This is a genomic window from Mucilaginibacter sp. OAE612 (assembly GCF_041806395.1).
Lineage (GTDB): Bacteria > Bacteroidota > Bacteroidia > Sphingobacteriales > Sphingobacteriaceae > Mucilaginibacter > Mucilaginibacter rubeus.
On the sequence record NZ_JBGMUW010000001.1, the window covers coordinates 3,476,283 to 3,497,401 of the forward strand.

The following is a 21,119-nucleotide window of genomic DNA, read 5'->3' on the forward strand; positions in this document are numbered from 1 at the left end:
TTAAAACATTTTAAAAAGTTTAAAAGCAATCGATCTCAACCTCTTTCGTAATATCTTGTTAACTTAATTCAATCAAAACATTTAGGGTACATGAATGTGTTAATGGAACAAATACCTGCTATATGACCCCAAAAAAAGAGAAAGAGCTTACTTATATCGAAAAAGTATGGCACACTGTTGCTATTGTTGCCTTATTGGTTGTAGTGATACTGATAGCCCGGGTGGCTTTTAACGTACTGCTCATGGTACTTTCAGGCGCACTGATCGCGACTTATTTTCATGGCCTTGGCGACCTGATAGAGCGCAACACTAAAATGCCCAGACGGTATGCCATGATCATATCTGTAGTTGGTTCATTTTTAATTGTAGCCGGCTTGTTTTATTTAATGGGCACAACCATACAGCACCAGATAACCTTACTTAAAGATACACTCCCGCATACGGTTAATAATTTTAAGGCTAAACTGGCTTCAAACCCAACAGGGCAGCAAATACTTGATTATTTTTCGGGCGATAATGATCCCGATAAAGTTGTGGTTACGGTACAGCACTTTTTCAGCACCAGCTTTGGCGTGCTGGGTGATATTTATATCATCCTGTTCCTGAGTATTTTTTTTACTACCAATCCCGATGTTTATAAAAACGGCATTTTAATGCTGCTATCAGATCAAAAAAAACCTTTGGGACAGGATATTATGGACAGGATCAGTCTTTCATTAAAAGGCTGGCTTAAAGGGATGCTGCTCTCTATGGTATTATTGGGCTTGCTGCTTACCACAGGCTTAAGCATTATGGGAATTCCGGCGGCATTGATATTAGCCTTATTTGCAGGCATGTTAAAGATCATCCCTAACCTGGGCTCGGTTATAGCCATGATACCGGGTGTATTACTTGCCCTTACCGTGGGCACAAATACAGCTATTATAGTTGCGCTCATTTATGTAATATCGCAAACCGTAGTAAGCAATATCGTAGTGCCTATAGTACAAAACCGTATGATCAACCTGCCTCCTGCACTTACCATCATCAGCCAGGTGGTTATGGGAACGCTTTCGGGGGTACTGGGTATCATATTGGCAGTTCCTATTGTGGCCATCATTGTGATTTTGGTTGATGAATTGTATGTTAAAAAACTTGGCGATGCCGAGGTAATAGCGCATTAAGGAATATGCCCTCATCAAAAAAATCGATATATAGCGCACTTATTGCCAACCTGCTCATAGCAGTAACCAAATTTATAGCGGGCGTTATAGGCCGAAGCGGGTCTATGATCTCCGAGGGGATCCACTCGTTAGTGGATACTGCTAACGAATTGCTACTATTGCTTGGTCTGCACCGGGCACGCAAAGAGCCCGATAAAACCCACCCTTTTGGCTACGGTAAGGAGCTGTACTTCTGGTCGTTCATTGTATCTATCATGATATTTGGCCTGGGCGGAGGGCTATCCATTTACCAGGGCATATTACATATCCGCGAATCCAAACCCATTGGCGATCCTACGATGAGTTATATCGTTTTGGGATTATCCGTCGTATTTGAAGGCTCGTCGCTCATCATCGCCCTGAGAGAATTTAACGCCATAAGGGGCGATCAAACCTGGTGGGACGCCGTAGTTAAAAGCAAAGACCCTTCAACCTTTTTAGTGATGTTTGAGGATAGTGCAGCCGTTGCAGGGCTTTTTATTGTTGGCATTTGCATGTTCCTGAACCATCGTTACCACATTCCCGTGCTTGACGGTATAGCATCATTATTGGTTGGATTGATATTGGTTGGTGTTTCGGCCATATTAGCCCGGGAGAGCAGGAGTTTGCTTATGGGCGAGGGTATTTCGTCTGAATCGAGGACTAAGATAAGCACCCTCGTTGAACAGGACAATGCTGTTTTAAAGGTGATGCACATGCTGTCAACTTATCAATCGCCCGATGAAATTATTTTGATGCTGATAGTAGCTTTTAAAGATGATCTGAATACTGAACAAATCAACGAAGCTATAGGCCGGATCCGGGATTGTATTAAGCAGGAGTTTAGTTTGGTGCGCTTTGTATTGGTACAGCCCGAAACATTTTCGGCAGAAATTACTGAAACAGGCAGCGTACTTTAATTGTATATTAGCTATTGATAACAAACACCTATCTCATGGAAGAACAAAAATTTCATTACGCAACGGTAACCGAAGCTATAACCAAATTAAAAGAACAGGGCTATACCCATGAATTTAGCCTGGAAGGTGACCATCTTAAGGCAGGCGCGGAAAACTTCCCGGTAAAAGAATTTGAAATAGTGGATCTATACCGCTACGAAGGCCCCTCCGACCCTGCCGATGAGGCTATTGTTTACGCCCTTGCTTCAGCGGAAGGTATTAAAGGCACACTGGTAACGGGCTATGGGATCTCGACAGATGAGGCGACTATAGAAACGCTAAAGAATTTACATTATAAGTATCAGCAGGGCCGGCAATAGTCTGGCCTTTTAACCATACCAGCCTCGCTTCCAACCACATTTCGGCCTTAGCTTTAAAGGAAGGCAGCCATCGGGGATAGTAAATTGACCGAAAGAAAAGGAGGGATTATTTTAAATACTCCTCATAATACTTGTTTATTAGCACCTGCTCATGAAACGTCGTTCTTATAATTTCGCGGCCATGCTTGCGGATGTGATCTAATTTTTGCTTTCCAAGGTGAGCTTCGTTCAGCTTTTCGACAATATCGACGGTATCTAATGTACAAACCCAGCCCAAGTTATTTTCACCAACAAAATCAGAAAGACCTACATTTTCGGAAACTAAAACAGCTGTACCCATATGCAATGATTCAACCACCACATTCGCGAAGTTTTCATTAAAGGAGGTGAGGACACACAGATCAGACTGGTTAAGCCGTTCAAATTTCTCATCCCGGTTCACCCAGCCTATCCAGTCAATTTTTGAAGCTATATTTAACTCATCCGCAAGTTGTTTCAATTGCTGTACGTATGCTTCTTCGCCATCGCCGGCAATGACAAGTTTCAAATTAAAAGAGAGTTTGCTTATAGCAGTAAACAGTTTTTCAAGTCCTTTTTTATGATGAATGCGCGACATAAAAACAACCGTGAAACACTCATTGCGGGGTTCCTTTATTTCGATATCAGGTAATGATAAAATATTGGGTAATACAAAGCCCTGCCAGCCCGGAATCAACTTTCTGCATTCCATATATTCGGATTGTGCGGTAGTGTGCAGCACACATTTCTTTAATATTTTACGGCCGCCTAATTTATGAATCAATTTTTTGTAGCTGCTGTTCCCGCTTTCAAATACGTACCCGCTTAGCATGCCGCGGGGCGCCAAAATAACCTTGGCTTTACTGAACAAGGCGAGCCGTGCAGCAATTACGTTTAAAATACTCCACCACGAATGAATATGGATCACATCATAGTGGTTGGCAGTTTTAACAAGCCTGCGCCATAATGCCGGACTAACGTGTGTATGATCACCGGTGATCCGTTTAAAATAAATTACATTAACCCCTTCCACATTTGTTATAGTGCCGGGTATTACATCCAGTTCGGTTTTACCGTTGGCTGTAGTGGTATAAACGTCAACAACATGCCCATTAGCTGCTAATCCCTCGCATAGCCGCGATACAGATTCAGTTGGACCTCCGTAGCCGTAAGCGGGTTTATAAGCAGGTATAATGTGCAGTATTTTCATAAAACATCATTAGCAATATGAGAATGCAAATATGCATCCCGCGGAGGGATTATTTAGCCTGCTGCAATTTTAAACCTAAAATTAACGAGGTATAAACGGAGCAGGCAAATCCTGGACGAAACCAACGGTACTAACTCCTAAGATTATCTGCGCTGCGCTCCCCGCCGGGACGAAGTAAAAATAAAAAATGTTTAACGCCGCAGCTCAATTAAAAAGAAGCAGAGTTAAACATTTTTTATCAGACCTTAATATTTTCAACCGGCAACTTTGGTTTGGACCGGTTTAAAATTAACATCGTATAATACCATACTATCTTCTATCACCTGATGGCCGTAACTTACCCCCATCCAGCGTTCAACAGTTACATTTTTTCCTTCCAAAACCTTGTAATCTTTAAAGAAGCACTCAATCTCTTTAATAGTATGTGGCGGCAACTCGCTTAAATCATTTATATAATTAACCGACATATCATTATTGGCAACAGCGATAATTTTATCATCCTGCTGGCCATTATCAATCATATGCATTACCCCAATCACCTTTGCTTCAATAATAGACATCGGAAAAACATCAACAGAGCATATAACTAAAATGTCAAGCGGATCCTCGTCATCGCAATAGGTTTGAGGGATAAATCCATAATTGGCCGGATACATTACAGAAGAAAAAAGCACACGATCTAATTTTAAAAGTCCGGATTCTTTATCAATCTCATATTTAGCTTTTGAGCCCTTGGGAATTTCAATAACGGCGTTTACAACATAGGGAATTTTAGGTCCGGTTGAAACTTCATGCCATGGATGCTGTGTATTCATTGGTAGTAATTCAATATTTTGGTTATTTTTTTATGAAAGTACCAACAATTTACCGATTCGATTAGAATATTTTCATTTTATTTCAATTCACTTTATTACCCAAATGCATCAAAGAGCTTGTTACCGTTCAGTTTCAAGGGTTTACGGCTTTTATAAAAATGCAGGCGGTATGCATGCTTTTGGTACATACCACCACTGCAAACTAACATAATAAACCAGCAATCAATAAACCACAAAGGCAGGCTGCGGGTTTAAACTCAGTGATCTGCCAATGTAAAAGTATATGGTTATAAACCATTTTTTATCCATTAACTGTTATTTAATGATCAACAACCAGCCTTTGCCTTTTTCAACCGGGATCCTGTCATTCAAGCCAAATATTTTGCCAGGCTGATAACTTTTTATCTCAGGAGCAGTAATTGTTGCTCCGGCCGGATTGATACCTAATTTTTTCCAGTTGATATTCAATTGAAAATCGGTATCAGCATCTTCCCAGCTGGCAACGGCAACCATGGCGGCACCATCTTTTTTGTAAACGGTGGCTATCACTTTGGCTTTATCGGTTTTCACCGGATTATCGTCAACCCAGTAACCAATCATTTTTGTGCCTTTCATACCGAAATTATCCCAGGCTTTCCAGATCGGGCGCGGATCGGCACCGTCGCTCCATGGCATACGGTTGGTCATGCCGTAAACCATGCCACGCCATTTATTGCCTCCGCCTTGCAGCATCTCGCCCATTAAACCAAACGGAATACCACTCACTTCGGTCAGGAAGAAATCAGGATCATTTTTTTCATAGTCAAAATACTCACCAAACCATAAACGGTTCAGATAAGGGAAATGCTCCATATACAGGTTAGCACTGTTATTAAATCCGTCGCTTTTGTTGTACTGGTTAGCAGAATGTAAGTCAATAATGCCGGGATGACCATCTTTGGTTAATACACGTTTGATACGTTTCATGGTAACACGGTCGAACGCCACGTCATCAAGGTAAATACCGTCGATACCTACGTTTTGGGTTAACCAGTTCATACCTTCCACGTAGTAATTATGCCAGCGGTTCATGCCGCTGTTAATAACAGCGGCATCCTTGATTTCAGGGACAAACCAGGCGGCAATATAGTCATCGCCTACATGCTCCTGTAACCAGCTAAAACCTCCACCCTTGCCCGGTGAATAGATCTCATGGCCTAAACTGCGTAACGCAAAAGTTTCATAGGCATGGTTTGATAGCTCGCGGATGGTATTGTAGATTTTCACCTTTAACCCGGCGGCATGGGCCGAGTCATCATAGGCCTTCATTTTTTGCCATGCAATAAACGGGTAGTTAATAGTTGGGTTTATTACCGTTGCGTGGTGAATATTGATAAGCGTTGCTCCAGCTTTTTTTATAGTATCAATAGGTTTGTACGCGTGATAAAATCTTGTAGCCCACTGAAAATCGGTATTGATGGTATGGAAAGGCGTTATCAATAAAGTAAAGTTATAATAAAGCTCATCCCCTTTTTTCAGGTCGTGCTCGCCGCTGTAATTATTGGCCAATACCGCTTTACCGTCAAATGCCACTTTAATACCACCTTTGTTATCGTTACCCCATGAAGTTGGTAACAACAAAGGCTTTTGCAAATAGAAATTAGTATTCAGCGGACGGACATATTTTTCATCTCTTAACGAATACTGCAAACCGCCGTTCACATTGCCTATCCAGGCACCATCCTGGTTTTTATGGGCAACATCCCATTTCCATTCAAAGTTTTCGGGTCGGTAGCCCCCTTTTTGACCAAGGCCTATCATATATTTGGCAAAATCCTTTTTAAAAGGGATGTGCATGGTAATATCTTTCAGGCTAACATCCTGCAGGGCTTTTACTTTCACGGTATAAGCCATAAAGCCGTCAAACTCCAGCGAGGCGGTTACATCCATCTGTAAACTATCATTAGCGCTTACTGCCGTCCACTGCACTGTGCCTGCCTCTTTTTTAGTGAATTGCACACCCTGGCTTTTCAGGTTTATCTTTTTACCGGCGGCATCAATAAAATGAAAGTGGATGCCCTCGGTAAGCAGGTTATTAGGTGTTGCCGCGTACTCCGTCATCTCTGGGGTAAAGTAAGTCTGGATCTGTTTGGGGAAACCATCTTTATTCACCTCCACTTTACGGCCAAGCAGGCTAATAGTATTGCCGCTTATTTCAAGCGGGGTATACGGCGAAATAACGGTATTTTGTTGCGCCATGGTTGAGTTTAACCAGCCCAGGCGGGTCATTTTATAAGGCTCGCTTACACCGCCATCTTTCGATATTTTGCTATTTACCTTAACAGATAAGGCAATTGTTTTTGCAGGTTTTCCGTTGATGCTAATAGTGGCATTACCGGTATAAATAGCAGGAAGAACTGTGGCAGGTACATCTACTCCACACCATAATGCCTGGATGTCGCCTTTAGCAACATTAACAATATTAGTAAGTGGTTTTGCATCATAAGCAGTGCCCCCGGTATTGATACAAAATAGTGCCGAAGCCGGGATTACCTTACCAGTAGCCGATTTAAGGTCACTGAATGTTACCTGTACATTTTCGATATTTTGCAGCGCGTAAATGCCCAACTGAAATGCAAAGTTTTCACCGCGGGCTGCTTCACCGGCATATGTACTCCTCGCACCAAGCTCAATCCAGCGTTGCGGTAAATCTTTGGTCATGCGGATGGAGTTCATCCTGTCTTCCGGGAAAACTAAAAACGCTTCTGCTTTATGTTTACTAATCAACGCTTCAGTTTCTGCTTTAGTAGCAATCACCTCCATCGGGTAAAAACTGTTAAAAGCATCAATAGACTGATACTCTTTTACCGAAGCTACAGGCGCCTTGCCGCTTACTGCGTTAAGCCACTCTGTAGAAGCTGTATTTTCGGGTTTGAGATAAACACCTTTAGGATAGTTTGAGCGCCCTTCATTTTTGTAAGGCATATAATACACAAAGTAAGTGCCCTTGCCCGATGTTGGCTCAAAATACAGTTCACCGCTTTCTCGGTTTACTGTGCCAACTTTTACATTGGTGATCTTTTGTTTGGTTTTAGCGTCCTGAATAATGATCCGCTTGTTTTCGGGCTCATTATCCCTGCGCCGCCAGTTGATCACTGCTTTAGCCACTTTCCCAGTACCGTTAAAAATTAACACTACACGATGATTACCTAAAGAATCGGCCAGCCAGCATTTATCGCAATTAGTATAAGGCACTTTTTGTGCCGAAGCAGCAAGGCCCGATAAAAGGAAAGTGATAGCTAAAAATTGTTTTTTCATGAAATAAATTTAGTCAGTCTTTTTATAATAAAAACTATGTCATTATAAGCATAGCGTGGCTATCGCGTAGCTAATGCATACCGAAGATGCATAACTACGAGATTGCTTCGTCGTCCCTCCTCGCAATGACATAGTTGGGTTTGGTATTATCTTCTAAATAGCCGGTGTAATCCCCTGGCCTTCCCAATAGTCAATAATAGGTTTGTATGGTCCGTATTTATGCTGCAGTTCGGAAAAAGGATCTTTAAACGGCCCTTTGTCGTAATCAATCGCTTTTTCTTCGTAATGCGGATAATCAACCTCCTTAGTAGTCTTAGGCAAAGGACGTTTATGCTTTTTATCGTCATTAACAAAAGCAGCTATATCAAGCGCCTGGGCATCGGTCAGGAAGGGTTTGCCTTCGGCTGTTTTATCATAAGGCATGTTGCCTTTTAGCCATTGCGCTAATTTAACAACCCTGTGCATACTTGAACCCGGGCGATAGGCCAATAATCCCCATACCGGTGGATATTCGTAAGTTACATTATCAAAACGCATTTTGCCTTCGCCGTTTTTGGCATGGCAGCGCTCGCAGTTTTGCGCGTATAGCACTTCGCCCCTGTCTGATGATGCCGCAACATCCGGCAGTTCGACTTCCATATTCTTTAACCCTTTGGTAGTTTTAGATATGTTTGACGAATCACTCAGAAATTTCAGGTAAGCCATGATCGAGATCATTTCCTTTCCATCCAACGGCAATGGTTTGCCCAGGTTAGGGCGCATTACGCAATTGTTGATACGCTCGGCCAAAGATAAGATCCTGCCCTCTCTTGCCCTGTACTGCGGATAATCACGAAATGACCTAACCAAATTAAAAGCGTATGGTCTTGTACCTGCATCGCGGTGGCAATTGGTACAATTCATTTTATTGCCGGTGTAATGGCCGTTAACCCCTTCGGGGCCAATATAGTATGCGGTATGCAACATCAGTTCGCGGCCATAACGCACCGCATCGCCGTATTTACCGCCGGGCATTTTGGAGCTATCCACAGCAACCAGGTTATTCACAGCCGCTGAATCAGCTTTATTTGCCTCTTCGGCTTTGCTCCCGCTACATGACACTAACTGAGCAACGCTCGCCAAAGCGGCTAACAACATCAGCAAAGCTATATATTGATATTTCTTTTTCATTTTTAATGATCTATGGTTTTAAATATGGATCAAGCTGTTCGTATTTTATAAAACCTGCACGGTAAGTTGGCACCGATGTTTCCATCGTCCATTGCAAAACGCCTTTATCATTTGCCAGCACCACAATATGCCTTTTGGAGCAACATACCAATGTGGTTGTATCATTGATCATATAGGCACTGCCCATACGTCCGTTAAAAATTTCTTTAGGTAGTTTAATGTGCATGGCAATGGTCGACGTTTGATTTTTCTCATCAATTTTCATTGCATACACGCCAGACTGGTGTTTCTCCACTCCATTATCAAAAAACATCAGATTGCCCTGTTTATTGATATGGGCGGCATGGGCCTGGGTAAAGTTGCAATCGGCAGGCATGGCTATGGTACCGCCTTTACCAAATTTGTAGATAACCTTACCATCGCGCGAGTTAATTTTCCAGATCTGCCCGTTGTTGTAGAACGACATCAGGTAATTGCCGTCTGTATCATAGCTGAGACTGTTGGCATGCATCCAATCTTTTTTAGTTTTCAGGATTTTGGGATCTTTCAGCGGATCCATTACATCAAACACACTCCATTTATAAAGCTGCTTGCCGGCTTTATCCATCACCATAATGCCATCTCCGTTAACCGTATCCTGTTTACTGCCACCAACTGATGTGAGGTCCATGATTTTTTGATCAACAAAAATGGTTACCAGCTGGCCTTTATCATTCTTCAGGATTTCGTGATGAATGGTTTGCCTGAAATCACCCTGCCCTTTGGGGAGGTGCAGCAAAGTATCGCCCAGCATATTGATCTCCAGTATCTCGCTGCCATAGCTGGTGGGTTCGTCATTACGGCCTAAAATAGAGAGCAGGGTTTTTTCCTTTGTAAAGTTAATCACCTTAAAACCCAACCTGTCAATCATGTGGTACCACCTGATTTGCCCTTTGGCATCAACCAAAAACGCCACACCGGGCGCATAACGTTTGTTGATAAGCATTAAGCCGTCATTAAACTGTACCGGCAGTGTTGCTTTTGCAGCAGTTTTTGCATGAAACTGTTCCTGTAAAAACAATGGCAACTCGTGCGATTTAAAAGTATGAGGTTTGCTGACAACCGTATCTCCACCGTCAACGGTTACAATATGGTATGAATAAGTGGTATCGGGCAAAATATTGCAAAGTACAAGCTTATATGATGTGCCGTTACTGGTAGTAGTCGACCGGTATTTAACCGGCTGCTTGCCTTCTATCCAGTATTCGGCGTACAGATCAACAGGCTTGCTGGTCATAACATCAAGCTTAATTTTTAGCTCGTTATTATTATACAGGCCTATGTGAATTTCTTTTATCAGATTACCACCAGAGCAACCACAGATGATCGAAATCAACAGCCCCTTCGCTAAAACTTTAAACCAATCCTTCATCACTAATTTTGTAATACCGGTTAAACAGTAAAGAATATACACCCCATTGAAGGCTGTATACTCTTTACTAATATTTGAATTTTATGCTTATTGCTGCCTGCCCGCATTATTCAGCTTGGGGTTGATGTTAACCTGGTTAAGCGGATATGGGAAATACTCGTCGCGCGGCAACTGTACGGTATTGGTTTGGCCAACACGTTTCAGATAGGCGTTCACGATCACATCATATTTGCCAAAGCGTTTCAGGTCGGCCCTTCTTTTGCCTTCATAATATAGCTCCCAGCCGCGTTCCTGTAACAATGCATCGCGGAAAGTTGCCTGGGTCAAATTAGCCTGCACCAATAATTTGGCATGTGAGCGGCCTTTAACCTGGTTTACTAATGAAACAGCCTCTGCGGTTGGACCATTCAATTCGTTTAAAGCTTCGGCGCGACTTAATAACACATCTGCATAGCGTAAAACATCCACACTATGGCCATCATAGTAAGTGTTGGCCCCATTTGGATCGGCATACTTCATGGTTGCAACATCCGGCATATACAATACTCCATCCGGAGCGGTAGCGCCCTGCGAAGGGGCTTGTTTGTGGGTTAAGCCGTCGACGCCCTGGTATTGGGTGAAGAACATCTTTTTACGGTCATCCTCATCGCCATAGCTGTTGTAAAAATCCCAGGTTACAGCGTAGTACTGCCACCTGTCGGTTAACACCGGATGGCTTAGCGGACCGAAGTGGTTCAATAACTCTGTTCCGTTAACGTTAGCATCGCTTAATACCGAGAAGATATTTTCAGCACACCAGGTGTTGGATTCTTTAAACAAACCATCATAGGTTGGATATAACTGGTAAATACCCAAATCCATTACCTGTTTGGTTAAATCAGCAACTTTTTGCCATTGATGCTCGCGCAGATAGATCTTGGCCAGCAGGAACATCGCTGCACCTTTGGTAGCGCGACCAACATCATTAGTTGTGTAGATATCACTTTTGGTGTAATCTTTAGGCAATACATTGATCGCATTTTGCAGATCGCTGATCATTAACGCATCAACATCCGCAACAGGGCTTGGCGCAATTTGAGCCTTATAATCAGGATTGGCTATATCTTTTTCGGTAGTTAAGATCACCGGGCCCCAGGCATCTGTAAGATCGGAGTAAGCTATAGCACGTAAGAATTTCATCTCAGCCAAAAACTGATTTTTCTGAGCATCTGTGATACTTTTCATCGCGGCTATATTGTAAATAGCATTGTTTGCATTGGCAACAAGCTTATAGATCTGCCTGTAATCTTCAGCTATCAAACCGTTGGCCGAGTTCCATTGCACCAGTGACAGTTGTCCCGGGTCGCCGGCGTAGCTACAGTGGCCTACATCAGTAGTTAAATCGGTAAGGGCGAAGTGCCTTACCGTCCAATAATCAAAATTGTCACCAACCGCCGGACCTTTAAGGCGGGCATAAACTGCATTCACGGCAGCAATAGCATCCGATTTGGTTAAAAATGCATTTTGGCTTGTTAAGCTGCTATATATCTTTGGTTCAAGGCTGGACTTGTTACACGAAAATTGTGTAATAACCGCGGCTGCAAGGAGTAGAATATTGTATTTTTTCATTTTGATTTAAATTTTGTTGATCCCTTAAATGGATAATTCATTAACGGATAGATGCCTTAATACCGAATGTTATCGTTTTAAAGGCCGGGAACGAGTTGAAGTCCAAACCACCGGCAGTAGCAGACCTTAAGGCTACCTGACCAGGATGTCCATTGGTGTCATCCGCATGTACGTTTGCCTCAGGGTCGGTACCTTTATAACCGGTGATAGTCCACAAGTTCTGAGCTTCGGCATAGATCCTGATACCTTGTAAAATTTTCATATTCTGAAATAATGAGGCAGGGAAGTTATATGCCAGCGTAAGGGATTTTAAACGCACGTAAGAAGCATTTTCAACAAAACGAGAGTTAACATAGCTGCCATAGGTGCTCAGGTAATAACCCTCACGCGGAACAGATGTATTTTCGTTTTTACCTGCAACAAACCTGTTTAATGCAGCCGCACCGGTTGTTGATTCCAGTACCATGGCGTTCATGTTGTACAGGTAATAATCAAACGCTCCCTGGAAAAATATACCAAGATCGATGCCTTTGTAATGAAAATCATTACCGAAACCTGCCATATAATGCGGGTTAGAGTTGCCCAGATAAGTACGGTCGGCCGGGGTAATTACACCGTCGCCATTAACGTCTTTATATTTAGGGTCACCTGCTTTTGAGTTTGGCTGCGGGCCATATTTTTCGCCAGTTTTTATAACACCTTCGTAAACATAGCCATACAGTTCGCCTAATTCAATACCTGGTACAACCCTTGTAAATTCCTGCCCCGAAACGGTACCGCTTGGGTTGGCAGTGTTTGTGCTTATTATCGAAACACCCGGACCTAAATTCAGCGTCTTTTGTTTATTATAAGCAAACGTAACTGTAGTATTCCATGAAAGGTCTTTACTGCGCAGGTTACTTGTATTTAGCGAAAGTTCGATACCTCTGTTTTGCACAGCCCCGCCATTGATATATTGGGTTCCATTAGTGGCCCCCCATTGTGCTCCAATCGGAACCTGGATCAACAGGTCGGTAGTTTTTTTACTATAATAATCAATACTTGCGTTGATACGGCCATTAGCAAAGCCCATATCTAAACCAATATCCAATTGCCTTGTTGCCTCCCACTGAAGATTAGGGTTTGCAAGGTTTTTAGGTTCGATACCTGTTTGTAGCTGGCCGCTTCCGTTAAGCACTGTGCTGTACGGCCCAAATGTAGCAAGGTATAAGCTTGCGGGAATACGGTCATTACCGGTAACACCGTAGCTAACACGAGCCTTTAAATTTGAGAAAGTATTCAGATCTTTTACAAAATCCTCGTCAGTTAATTTATAAGCTACAGCACCCGCCGGGAAAAAGCCAGAACGCTTATTTGAACCAAACTGTGATGAGCGGTCATCGCGATAAGAGAACGACGCCAAAATTTTATCCTTATAGGCATAATTTAACCTGGTGAAGTATGAAGTAAGGAAAGCTTCCGCTTTGCTGCTTCCGTAACCATTACTTAATGATCCTGCACCTAAGTTATAGTACAGGAACGCATCGGTTGAAAAGCCTTTTGCACCGGATAATAATGATTCAGCAACATCTTTTTGGTTTGATGTACCTAACAATACGGTAAAATCGTGATCCTTTTTGATATTGAATTTATAGGTAAAGTAATTTTCAGCAATCCACCTGAAGTTTGAATAGATCTGTTCGGCAGCTACTCCACCTTGTTTTGCGCCTGCAATTGTAGTTGTTGGCAGGTACTGCCCGGTGGTGGTTTGGTTGTATTCTGTACCAGCAGTCAGGTGATAAGTTAAGCCATTGATGATTTTATAATCCAAACGAATATTAGCATTGATCAGCTTATTACCGCTGTTATTAGTTGGCTCCAATAAACCAGCTAACGCGTTTGTTTTTGTACCTTGGGTAACATAGTAATTATAGGTGCCATCAGCATTATATGGCGCTACGTTTGGTGGTGCAGTCAATAAGCTAAATAAGGGCGCAGTGATATCACCTGAATACGATTGTAAAGTTGAGGTTGAATTTGCACCGTAAAAGTTACCGCTGATCTTAATATTCTCGTTAACAGTTTTTTCGGCGCCAATCCTCGCAGTATATCTTTCATAACCGGTATGTTGCAGCACACCTACTTGTTTAATGTGATTACCTGCTATATATAATTTTGAATTTTGATCACCTGCACTTAAACTAAGGCTTTGATTTTGAACAGTAGCGTTACGCGTAGCAAGTTTCAACCAATTGGTATTTGCCACCTTGAAACTTGATGGATAAGGTTGGGGCTTACCATCTTCAAGAGCTGTAGTGTTTTGGATATCGGTATACTGCTGTCCTGTTAGCAGGTTAGGCTTATAAGTTAAATATTGGGTACCGCCTGATATATCAGCATCTAATGAAACTTTACCATTTTTTCCTTTTTTGGTAGTGATCAAAACAACACCATTACCACCTCTCGAACCGTAGATGGCAGTTGCAGATGCATCTTTCAGTACCTGAATGTCTTCAATGTCGTTCGGGTTTACCTGGCTACCTGCCTCACTGATGAAACCGTCAACCACATACAATGGTGCTGTAGAAGTATTGATAGAGTTACCACCCCTCACGGTGATATTAATACCAGCGCCTGGTGCAAAGCTGGCTTGTTGTACCTGTACACCGGCTGCTTTACCCTGAATGGCCTGACCAATGTTGGCCGTAGTACCACCAAGCGTCAGGTTATCACTTTTGATTGAACTGATGGAACCGGTAAGGTCGCCTTTTCTAACGGTACCGTAACCTACTACCACTACTTCGTTCAGTTTATTAAGGTCCTCTTGTAAAATGATAGTAACGTCTGAGGAACCGTTAATTGATACTTCCTGTGGTTTATACCCTACATAAGAAACAACCAATATTGTTGAATTGCCCTTTAACGTAATTTTAAATTTACCGGTAACATCAGTAGTAGTGGTATTTTTAGCACCTTTTTGGGTAACGGTAGCGCCAATTACCGGGCCGTCTTTATCTTTTACGCTGCCGTTGATTATTGTTTGCGCGCTGGCAAGTACCGGCAATAATAGTAGCAGGCAACAGCACATCAACTTAAAAAGGCCATTGATCTGCCTCCCTAAATAAATGTGTTTGCTAAAGCCCTGATCGGGGTTTGAGTAAATTTTAATCATACGTGGTGGTGTTAGTATTAATTAATTGTTAGTTTTTTGTGGTCGTGAGCCTTGTTTTTGAATATTGGAAATTAGAGATACAGGATTTCGAAAGCAAAAAAACGCCCCTGCAAACACAGCGCAAACGTTTGCTTTGAACCAAATCAGGCTTATGCAAACGTTTGACTCAAAGTATTTTGCTGCGAAAAAAATTGATTCCTTAAGGTTCTTGTGGTATTGAGCAGGTCGCAACCGGGATGATTTAGGCGCTAATTTTATGAATTCTGCGTATTTGAGGACTAAGCTTGAAGAATTTGATTATGAGTGGATTGGAATAAGATCTACAAACGCTACCCCACTGTAGTATCAGCCGCCACACAGCTCCAGCTATAGCCGTTAACTTTGGCGGCAAAAGGGGGGGGTAACAGGGTTAACAGTTTTTTAATTATTTAAACTTAACAACCTAAAAATCAATAATATAAACAAATAACAGGGTTACACCAAAAGCCACCGCTTAGCTATAGCAGGGGGTAGCCATATTGCTTTAAAAAAGTAAAGCCCGGCCCAAAAGCCGGGCTAAACATAAAACGTCCAAAAAATATAAACGATAATTAAAAACCGCTATCATCAAGCGCGAAGGTATTCTTCCGCTCTTTCCATTTACCTTTGGTAAAATCAGGAAATGCCACACTTGCGTTACCTTCTTTCAATGATTTTGTTGACAAGGGCGTAATTACGCTCATGGTAACAGAATCATAAACATCAATAGGTGTTTGGCGTTTTTGCTTAACCGACTCTACGAAAGCATTAAACACAAACCAGTCCATGCCACCGTGACCGGCACCTTCGGCAAACTTTTCGTATTTTTTCCAAAGCGGATGGTCATATTTATCAAACCATTCTTTTGCCGGATCCCATGAATCATCTTCTTTTGATTTATGGTCGATATAAACACTTTTGTTTACATCCATCCATAAACCTTTGGTACCCTGCACCCTGAAACCTAATGAATATGGACGAGGCAGGTGTGTATCATGGCTCAGCAACACTGTTTCGCCGTTGGCACAGTTGATCATAGTAGTGGTTACGTCACCGTTTTTGTAATGGATCTTAGCATTCGGGTGACCGGGCGATAATTCTTCTACGTATGCTGCCAAACCCTTTGCTTTGGTGCTAAATGATACCAGGTTAGTAAAGCGGTTACCTGCATTGATATTGGCATAATGCATACATGGGCCTGCACCGTGAGTTGGATAGATATCGCCATCCACATCGATATTGAACTGCGTGCGCCATTGGGCTTCGCTTAGGGCTTTAGGGCCAAACTCAACGCCACCGCCATAATATTGCTTACCGTTATTGAACAATACACCTCTTAAATTATGCTGATATCCGCCTTCCAAATGGATGATCTCACCAAACAAGTCCTGGCGTACCATGTTCAAGGCAGCCATCACGTCACGACGGTAACAAACGTTTTCAAGCGTCATGTATGGGATTCCTGTTTTTTCTGAAGTGTTAACGATATCCCAGTGGTCTTCAACCGTAAGACCGGCAATTACTTCGCAACCCACATACTTTCCGGCTTTCATAGCATCAATAGCCTGTGGGTGATGAAACTGCCATGGTGTGGCAATAATTACCGCATCGATATCTTTATGGTCGAGCAGTTTTTTGTAGGCATCCAGTCCGCCGGTGTATTCCTTTACGGGTGCATGGCCTTTTTTGGCGATGTATTCGCGGCAAATTTTCAGCGAGCTTTCCTGCGTATCGCAAATGGCAACGATCTCCACATCATCGCGAAGCAAACCTTCGGCAATATGGCTCATGCCGCGGGCACCTACGCCTATGTAACCTAAACGGACTTTCGCAGGTGCCGATGCAAACAGCCTTCCTGACGGTAAAATGCTAAAACCGGCTGCCGCAATCGCGCTGGTTTTCAGAAATTGTCTTCTTTCCATATATAATATTGAGGTTTTTGGGGGCTTATTTATTGGGTAATTTTTCAAAGTCAATTAAAGGTTTTTGCTTTGTTGCGTTGCGATCGTACGGAGTTTTAAGCGGTACGTAATTGTTAAAAAAACCTCCGTTTTGAAGGAAGAACTTATCACCTTCTTTTCCTCCTCCATAATCCTTACGATAGTTGGCATTAGCTGTAGCATCGCCGGTATAAATAGCATGGGTAAGCTCCTGCCAGTTATTTTCGCTGTCACCTATCCATTGGTTGGTAAAATACGCTTTGCGGATCTTATCGCCGTTGTCAGGTTCAAAATTCTCAACAAACGAATACAAATGCGTTAAGTAAGTAGCCTTTTGCGGGCGGGTAAAGCTGGCTATTAAAAACCATTTCCCGGCGGATATATCTTTAAAGTAAGCAGTATAAGTAGTGGTGTGCTTTGCATTGTCAGGTTCGGCACTCAGCAAGAAGGCATAGGCTTGTCCGGCTTTCCATGGGAAACGCATATAACTTTGGCCTCCCGAGCCTTCATTCCCGAACTCACCTATATGTACATTACTGCCACTCTTAACCCGTTTAATGCGCATGCTATCCGGGATACTCTTCGGATCTTCAGTATTAAAAGGACTCCATACTGAAAATAGCACCCTTCGTTCGGTTGCCGAATTTACCTGCATACCGAAATATCCTTCTCCAAAACCATCTGCCATAAAATAAGAGCCTATCACGTCCTGGCCTTTGGGCACGATAATCTCGTTATAAAACCATTTTACTTTATTCTCTTTGTCGGTGGGGACTGGGTAGCGTAAATGTACAGAAGGCCCCCTTCTGCCAAAATGAAATGAGCTGCCTTTTGCAACATATGAAATGTCATTATCCGGCTTTTGCAGGGCGACTACAAGGTCAGATACATCTGCATAAACAGTCCCGGTTTTACTGATGCCTTTTAAATTGATCTTTACATAACCCGGCCGACTGATGTGAACCTTCCCAAAACTGACAGTATCAAACCTGGTATTGCTTATTTTTTTGACGACAGCATTTTTCCCTGCCGATAACAGCAGCGTACTGTTCCCCTGCGGCACCCGTACCACCAGCGCAAGCTCAAGGTCCTGTGCAACACTAACCCTGAAATAAATATTAGCTGTGGATTTTGTGCTTTTCAGGCCAATCAACCCTTCATCGGTTATGGTATCCGGCGCGTTTACCCAGGCATTACCACCAAACGGGATAACGTGTCTCAGTTTTGAAGCATCAATGTGTACAGTTTGCGCAATAGCAACCCTATTTCCTATGAAAATAAACAATATTGAAAGGCAAATTATAGCGGTTTTCTTCATCATTAAATCATAACACAAGTATCGTTTCATAAATGTACTCGCATTAGTGGCTTTAGGAAAAAATAAATGCTTCAATTTCAACGCAAACGTTTGAAAAATGGGCATAATTATCCCTTAACTGGCATTAATTGAAAAACAGGTATTTATCAAACATTATGGGTTGATGACTTCGGCTTCTAAAATTGGAGGTAAATATGCCTGCTAAACGATTATTTCTTTATTGCAGATAAGCCAGGCTCTCTAAATAAAATTAAAGGACACTATATGGCATCGCCAATATTCAAATCTCCACTATACTAACCGGCCAACCTATGCAAACCGATGATTTAGCCACGCAAACGTTTGCAATGCAGTTAATACAAGCTATTTCATAATAATCGCTTAACTTTAACTATAAAAACAACATTAGCCCGTAATTAATGCAAACAAAGCCAACTACTATAAAAGAGATAGCACAAATATTAGGCATCTCGGTTTCTACAGTTTCAAGGGCCTTGCATGATCATCCGAGCATAGGACTCACCACAAGGGCGAAAGTTAAAAAGCTGGCCGGCGAGTTAAACTATGAGCCTAACCAAACCGCTATTTTTTTGCAAAAGGGCAAAACCCTCACCATCGGGGTCATTTTACCCGAACTTTCGGAGGCTTTTTTCTCCTCGGCCATAAGCGCTATTGAAGATACTGCCTATAAAAAAAATTATACAGTATTGCTGGCACAATCACATGATGATGAGCAAAAGGAAAAACAGCTGGTTGAAAAAATGAAAAACCACCGGGTTGATGGGCTGCTTGTATCGGTAGGGAAAAATACCTCCTCGTACCAGCATTTTGAAAACTTAAAAAAATACAATATCCCGGTAGTTTATTTCGACAGGATCCCGGCCATACCCAACATCCATTATGTAGCCTGTAATATGGAAATCGGCACCATTGAGGCAGTTAGTTACCTGCTAAAAAAAGGTCACCGGGCAATAGGCATGATCAACGGGCCGCAAACCATGGTTGCTACCGGCGAGCGTAAAGAGGGATATATCAAAGCGATGACCAAAAACAGGCTTAAATATGACCCTTCACTCATAGTTTCGTGCGACCTTACCGAAGAAGGCACCAGGAAAGCGTTAGATGAATTATTGGCCAGCAAACGCAAACCAACCGCTATAGTAACCTTTAATGATTATGTAGCACTTTTTGCTATTAAACATGCCAGTAAACTAAACATCAGGATCAATAAGGATCTTGAATTTGTAAGCTATGCCAATTTACCGCTAATCAATTATATGGAGAATATTCCCGCCGCCTCGGTTGAACAATTCCCATATTTACAGGGGCAAAAAGCAACTGATATTTTGATGGACCTGCTGCATCACCAGGGCACCGGCGGCAATGAACCAAGCGCCTTTTACAAGGTGATCATTGAATCGCAACTGGTTGAAAACAAAAAATAAACCTAAACAAAAAACACTCAAACGTTTGCGCATGGCTATCGTTTATCAAATTAGCTATGTTTGATGAGTTAACGTCTATAATATGTTTGATGATATCCTAATAAATTTTGGATTAAACGTTTCTGAATACGATATCCGGCCTTTTGGTTCGGGTTTAATAAACTATACTTATAAAATAAGTGGTGCTAACCATTCCTATATTCTTCAGCAAATCAACGTCGCTGTTTTTAAAAGGCCCGATCATATCGACAGCAACCTTGTACTAATCAAAGAATATCTTGATAAACACAATCCCGGTTATTTATTTGTAGCCCCGTTAAAGAATCAAAACGGGAAATCGATCATTCAAGCCGCCGACGATAAGTTTTACCGGCTTTTCCCATTTATTGAAGGATCGCATACAGTAAACTTTTTGCAGGATACAAAGGAAGCCTATAGCGCTGCGGTGCAGTTTGGCCGGTTTACCCGTTTGTTAAATCATTTTGACATCAGCAAACTCGAATACACACTTCCGGATTTTCATAATCTAAAATTACGGGTTGCACAATTTGAACAGGCTTTAAAAACAGCCGAACCCCGAAAACTGGAACAGGCAGCTAAGGAAGTAAAAGCTGCTGATGATCATATCAACATATTGCATACCTATAACCTGTTTACAACCAATAACGAAATCCCGCTCCGGGTGATCCACCACGATACCAAAATAAATAATGTGCTGTTTGACAAAGAGCAAAACGCGCTATGTATTGTTGACCTTGATACAGTAATGCCCGGCTATTATTTAAGCGATGTTGGCGACATGATGCGTACCTATTTATCGCCCGCCAACGAAGAGGAAAAAGATCTGGATAAAATTATCATCAGGACAGATTTTTTCAGAGCGATATATAAAGGTTATATGAGTGAAATGAGCAACATCCTTACTGAAAATGAAAAACAGTATTTCACCTTTTCGGGCAAACTAATGATCTATATGCAGGGCCTCCGTTTTTTAACCGATTTTTTAAATAACGATATTTACTATGGTACACAATATGAAGGGCATAATTTGATCAGGGCTAAAAACCAGTTTAAACTACTTGAAGGTTACATCAATGCCGAACCTGTATTTAGTGAAATAATTGCCGGTGTAGATAAAGAATTACTGACCACTGCCAACGGCATTTAACCTGTCGGGCCGCACAATGTTACCAACAAACCTTGCACAGGCCTCGCTAAATTCATACTTTCGACGCCCGTATTGGCAGCAACCGGCCTA

At 42.2% G+C, this 21,119-nt stretch carries 14 protein-coding genes; 5 read left to right on the plus strand and 9 right to left on the minus strand.

Going from position 1 to position 21,119, the window contains the following annotated elements:
• Window positions 1-122 precede the first annotated feature (122 nt).
• From ABID99_RS14420 to ABID99_RS14430, 3 genes are read left to right on the plus strand one after another with little or no spacing between them, the layout of a single operon-like run.
• Window positions 123-1,163, plus strand: coding sequence for an AI-2E family transporter (locus ABID99_RS14420; RefSeq protein ID WP_373614154.1), 1,041 nt, complete (start codon window positions 123-125; stop codon window positions 1,161-1,163).
• 5 nt (window positions 1,164-1,168) lie between these two features.
• Window positions 1,169-2,101 (plus strand): cation diffusion facilitator family transporter, encoded by a 933-nt coding sequence (locus ABID99_RS14425; RefSeq protein ID WP_373614155.1) that lies wholly within the window; start codon window positions 1,169-1,171, stop codon window positions 2,099-2,101.
• A gap of 35 nt (window positions 2,102-2,136) precedes the next feature.
• Window positions 2,137-2,460: a hypothetical protein gene (locus tag ABID99_RS14430; RefSeq protein ID WP_188831673.1), complete on the plus strand. Its 324-nt coding sequence runs from the start codon at window positions 2,137-2,139 to the stop codon at window positions 2,458-2,460.
• Window positions 2,461-2,566: 106 nt separating this feature from the next.
• On the opposite strand, the gene ABID99_RS14435 is transcribed toward ABID99_RS14430, so the two are convergent.
• From ABID99_RS14435 to ABID99_RS14475, 9 genes are all read right to left on the minus strand, one after another.
• Window positions 2,567-3,688 carry an XrtY-associated glycosyltransferase XYAG1 gene (locus tag ABID99_RS14435; protein WP_373614156.1) on the minus strand — a complete coding sequence of 374 codons (1,122 nt, stop codon included), beginning with the start codon at window positions 3,686-3,688 and terminating at the stop codon, window positions 2,567-2,569.
• Between the two features lie 254 nt (window positions 3,689-3,942).
• Window positions 3,943-4,503 carry an inorganic diphosphatase gene (locus ABID99_RS14440; RefSeq protein ID WP_090524744.1) on the minus strand — a complete coding sequence of 187 codons (561 nt, stop codon included), beginning with the start codon at window positions 4,501-4,503 and terminating at the stop codon, window positions 3,943-3,945.
• Between the two features lie 315 nt (window positions 4,504-4,818).
• Window positions 4,819-7,800: a glycoside hydrolase domain-containing protein gene (locus tag ABID99_RS14445; protein WP_373614157.1), complete on the minus strand. Its 2,982-nt coding sequence runs from the start codon at window positions 7,798-7,800 to the stop codon at window positions 4,819-4,821.
• A 153-nt stretch (window positions 7,801-7,953) separates the two neighbouring features.
• Entirely contained in the window at window positions 7,954-8,970 is a 1,017-nt protein-coding gene (locus ABID99_RS14450; RefSeq protein ID WP_229701476.1) for a c-type cytochrome, read from the minus strand.
• Between the two features lie 10 nt (window positions 8,971-8,980).
• Window positions 8,981-10,381 (minus strand): aryl-sulfate sulfotransferase, encoded by a 1,401-nt coding sequence (locus ABID99_RS14455; protein ID WP_188831669.1) that lies wholly within the window; start codon window positions 10,379-10,381, stop codon window positions 8,981-8,983.
• A gap of 87 nt (window positions 10,382-10,468) precedes the next feature.
• The gene (locus tag ABID99_RS14460; protein ID WP_373614158.1) at window positions 10,469-11,989 is read right to left on the minus strand and encodes a RagB/SusD family nutrient uptake outer membrane protein; all 1,521 of its coding nucleotides are present in this window, start codon (window positions 11,987-11,989) and stop codon (window positions 10,469-10,471) included.
• A 40-nt stretch (window positions 11,990-12,029) separates the two neighbouring features.
• Window positions 12,030-15,140 carry a SusC/RagA family TonB-linked outer membrane protein gene (locus ABID99_RS14465; RefSeq protein ID WP_373614159.1) on the minus strand — a complete coding sequence of 1,037 codons (3,111 nt, stop codon included), beginning with the start codon at window positions 15,138-15,140 and terminating at the stop codon, window positions 12,030-12,032.
• A 590-nt stretch (window positions 15,141-15,730) separates the two neighbouring features.
• Window positions 15,731-17,080, minus strand: coding sequence for a Gfo/Idh/MocA family protein (locus ABID99_RS14470; RefSeq protein WP_373614160.1), 1,350 nt, complete (start codon window positions 17,078-17,080; stop codon window positions 15,731-15,733).
• A 25-nt stretch (window positions 17,081-17,105) separates the two neighbouring features.
• On the minus strand, window positions 17,106-18,446 hold the full coding sequence (locus ABID99_RS14475; RefSeq protein WP_373614161.1) for a DUF3472 domain-containing protein: 1,341 nt from the start codon (window positions 18,444-18,446) through the stop codon (window positions 17,106-17,108).
• Between the two features lie 389 nt (window positions 18,447-18,835).
• Here ABID99_RS14475 and ABID99_RS14480 point away from each other — a divergent pair, with 389 nt between their 5' ends.
• Together ABID99_RS14480 and ABID99_RS14485 are read left to right on the plus strand one after the other, a co-directional pair.
• Window positions 18,836-19,861, plus strand: a complete 1,026-nt coding sequence (locus tag ABID99_RS14480; protein ID WP_090524728.1) for a LacI family DNA-binding transcriptional regulator — start codon at window positions 18,836-18,838, stop codon at window positions 19,859-19,861.
• Window positions 19,862-19,943: 82 nt separating this feature from the next.
• Entirely contained in the window at window positions 19,944-21,029 is a 1,086-nt protein-coding gene (locus tag ABID99_RS14485; protein ID WP_373614162.1) for a phosphotransferase enzyme family protein, read from the plus strand.
• Window positions 21,030-21,119: the final 90 nt, after the last annotated feature.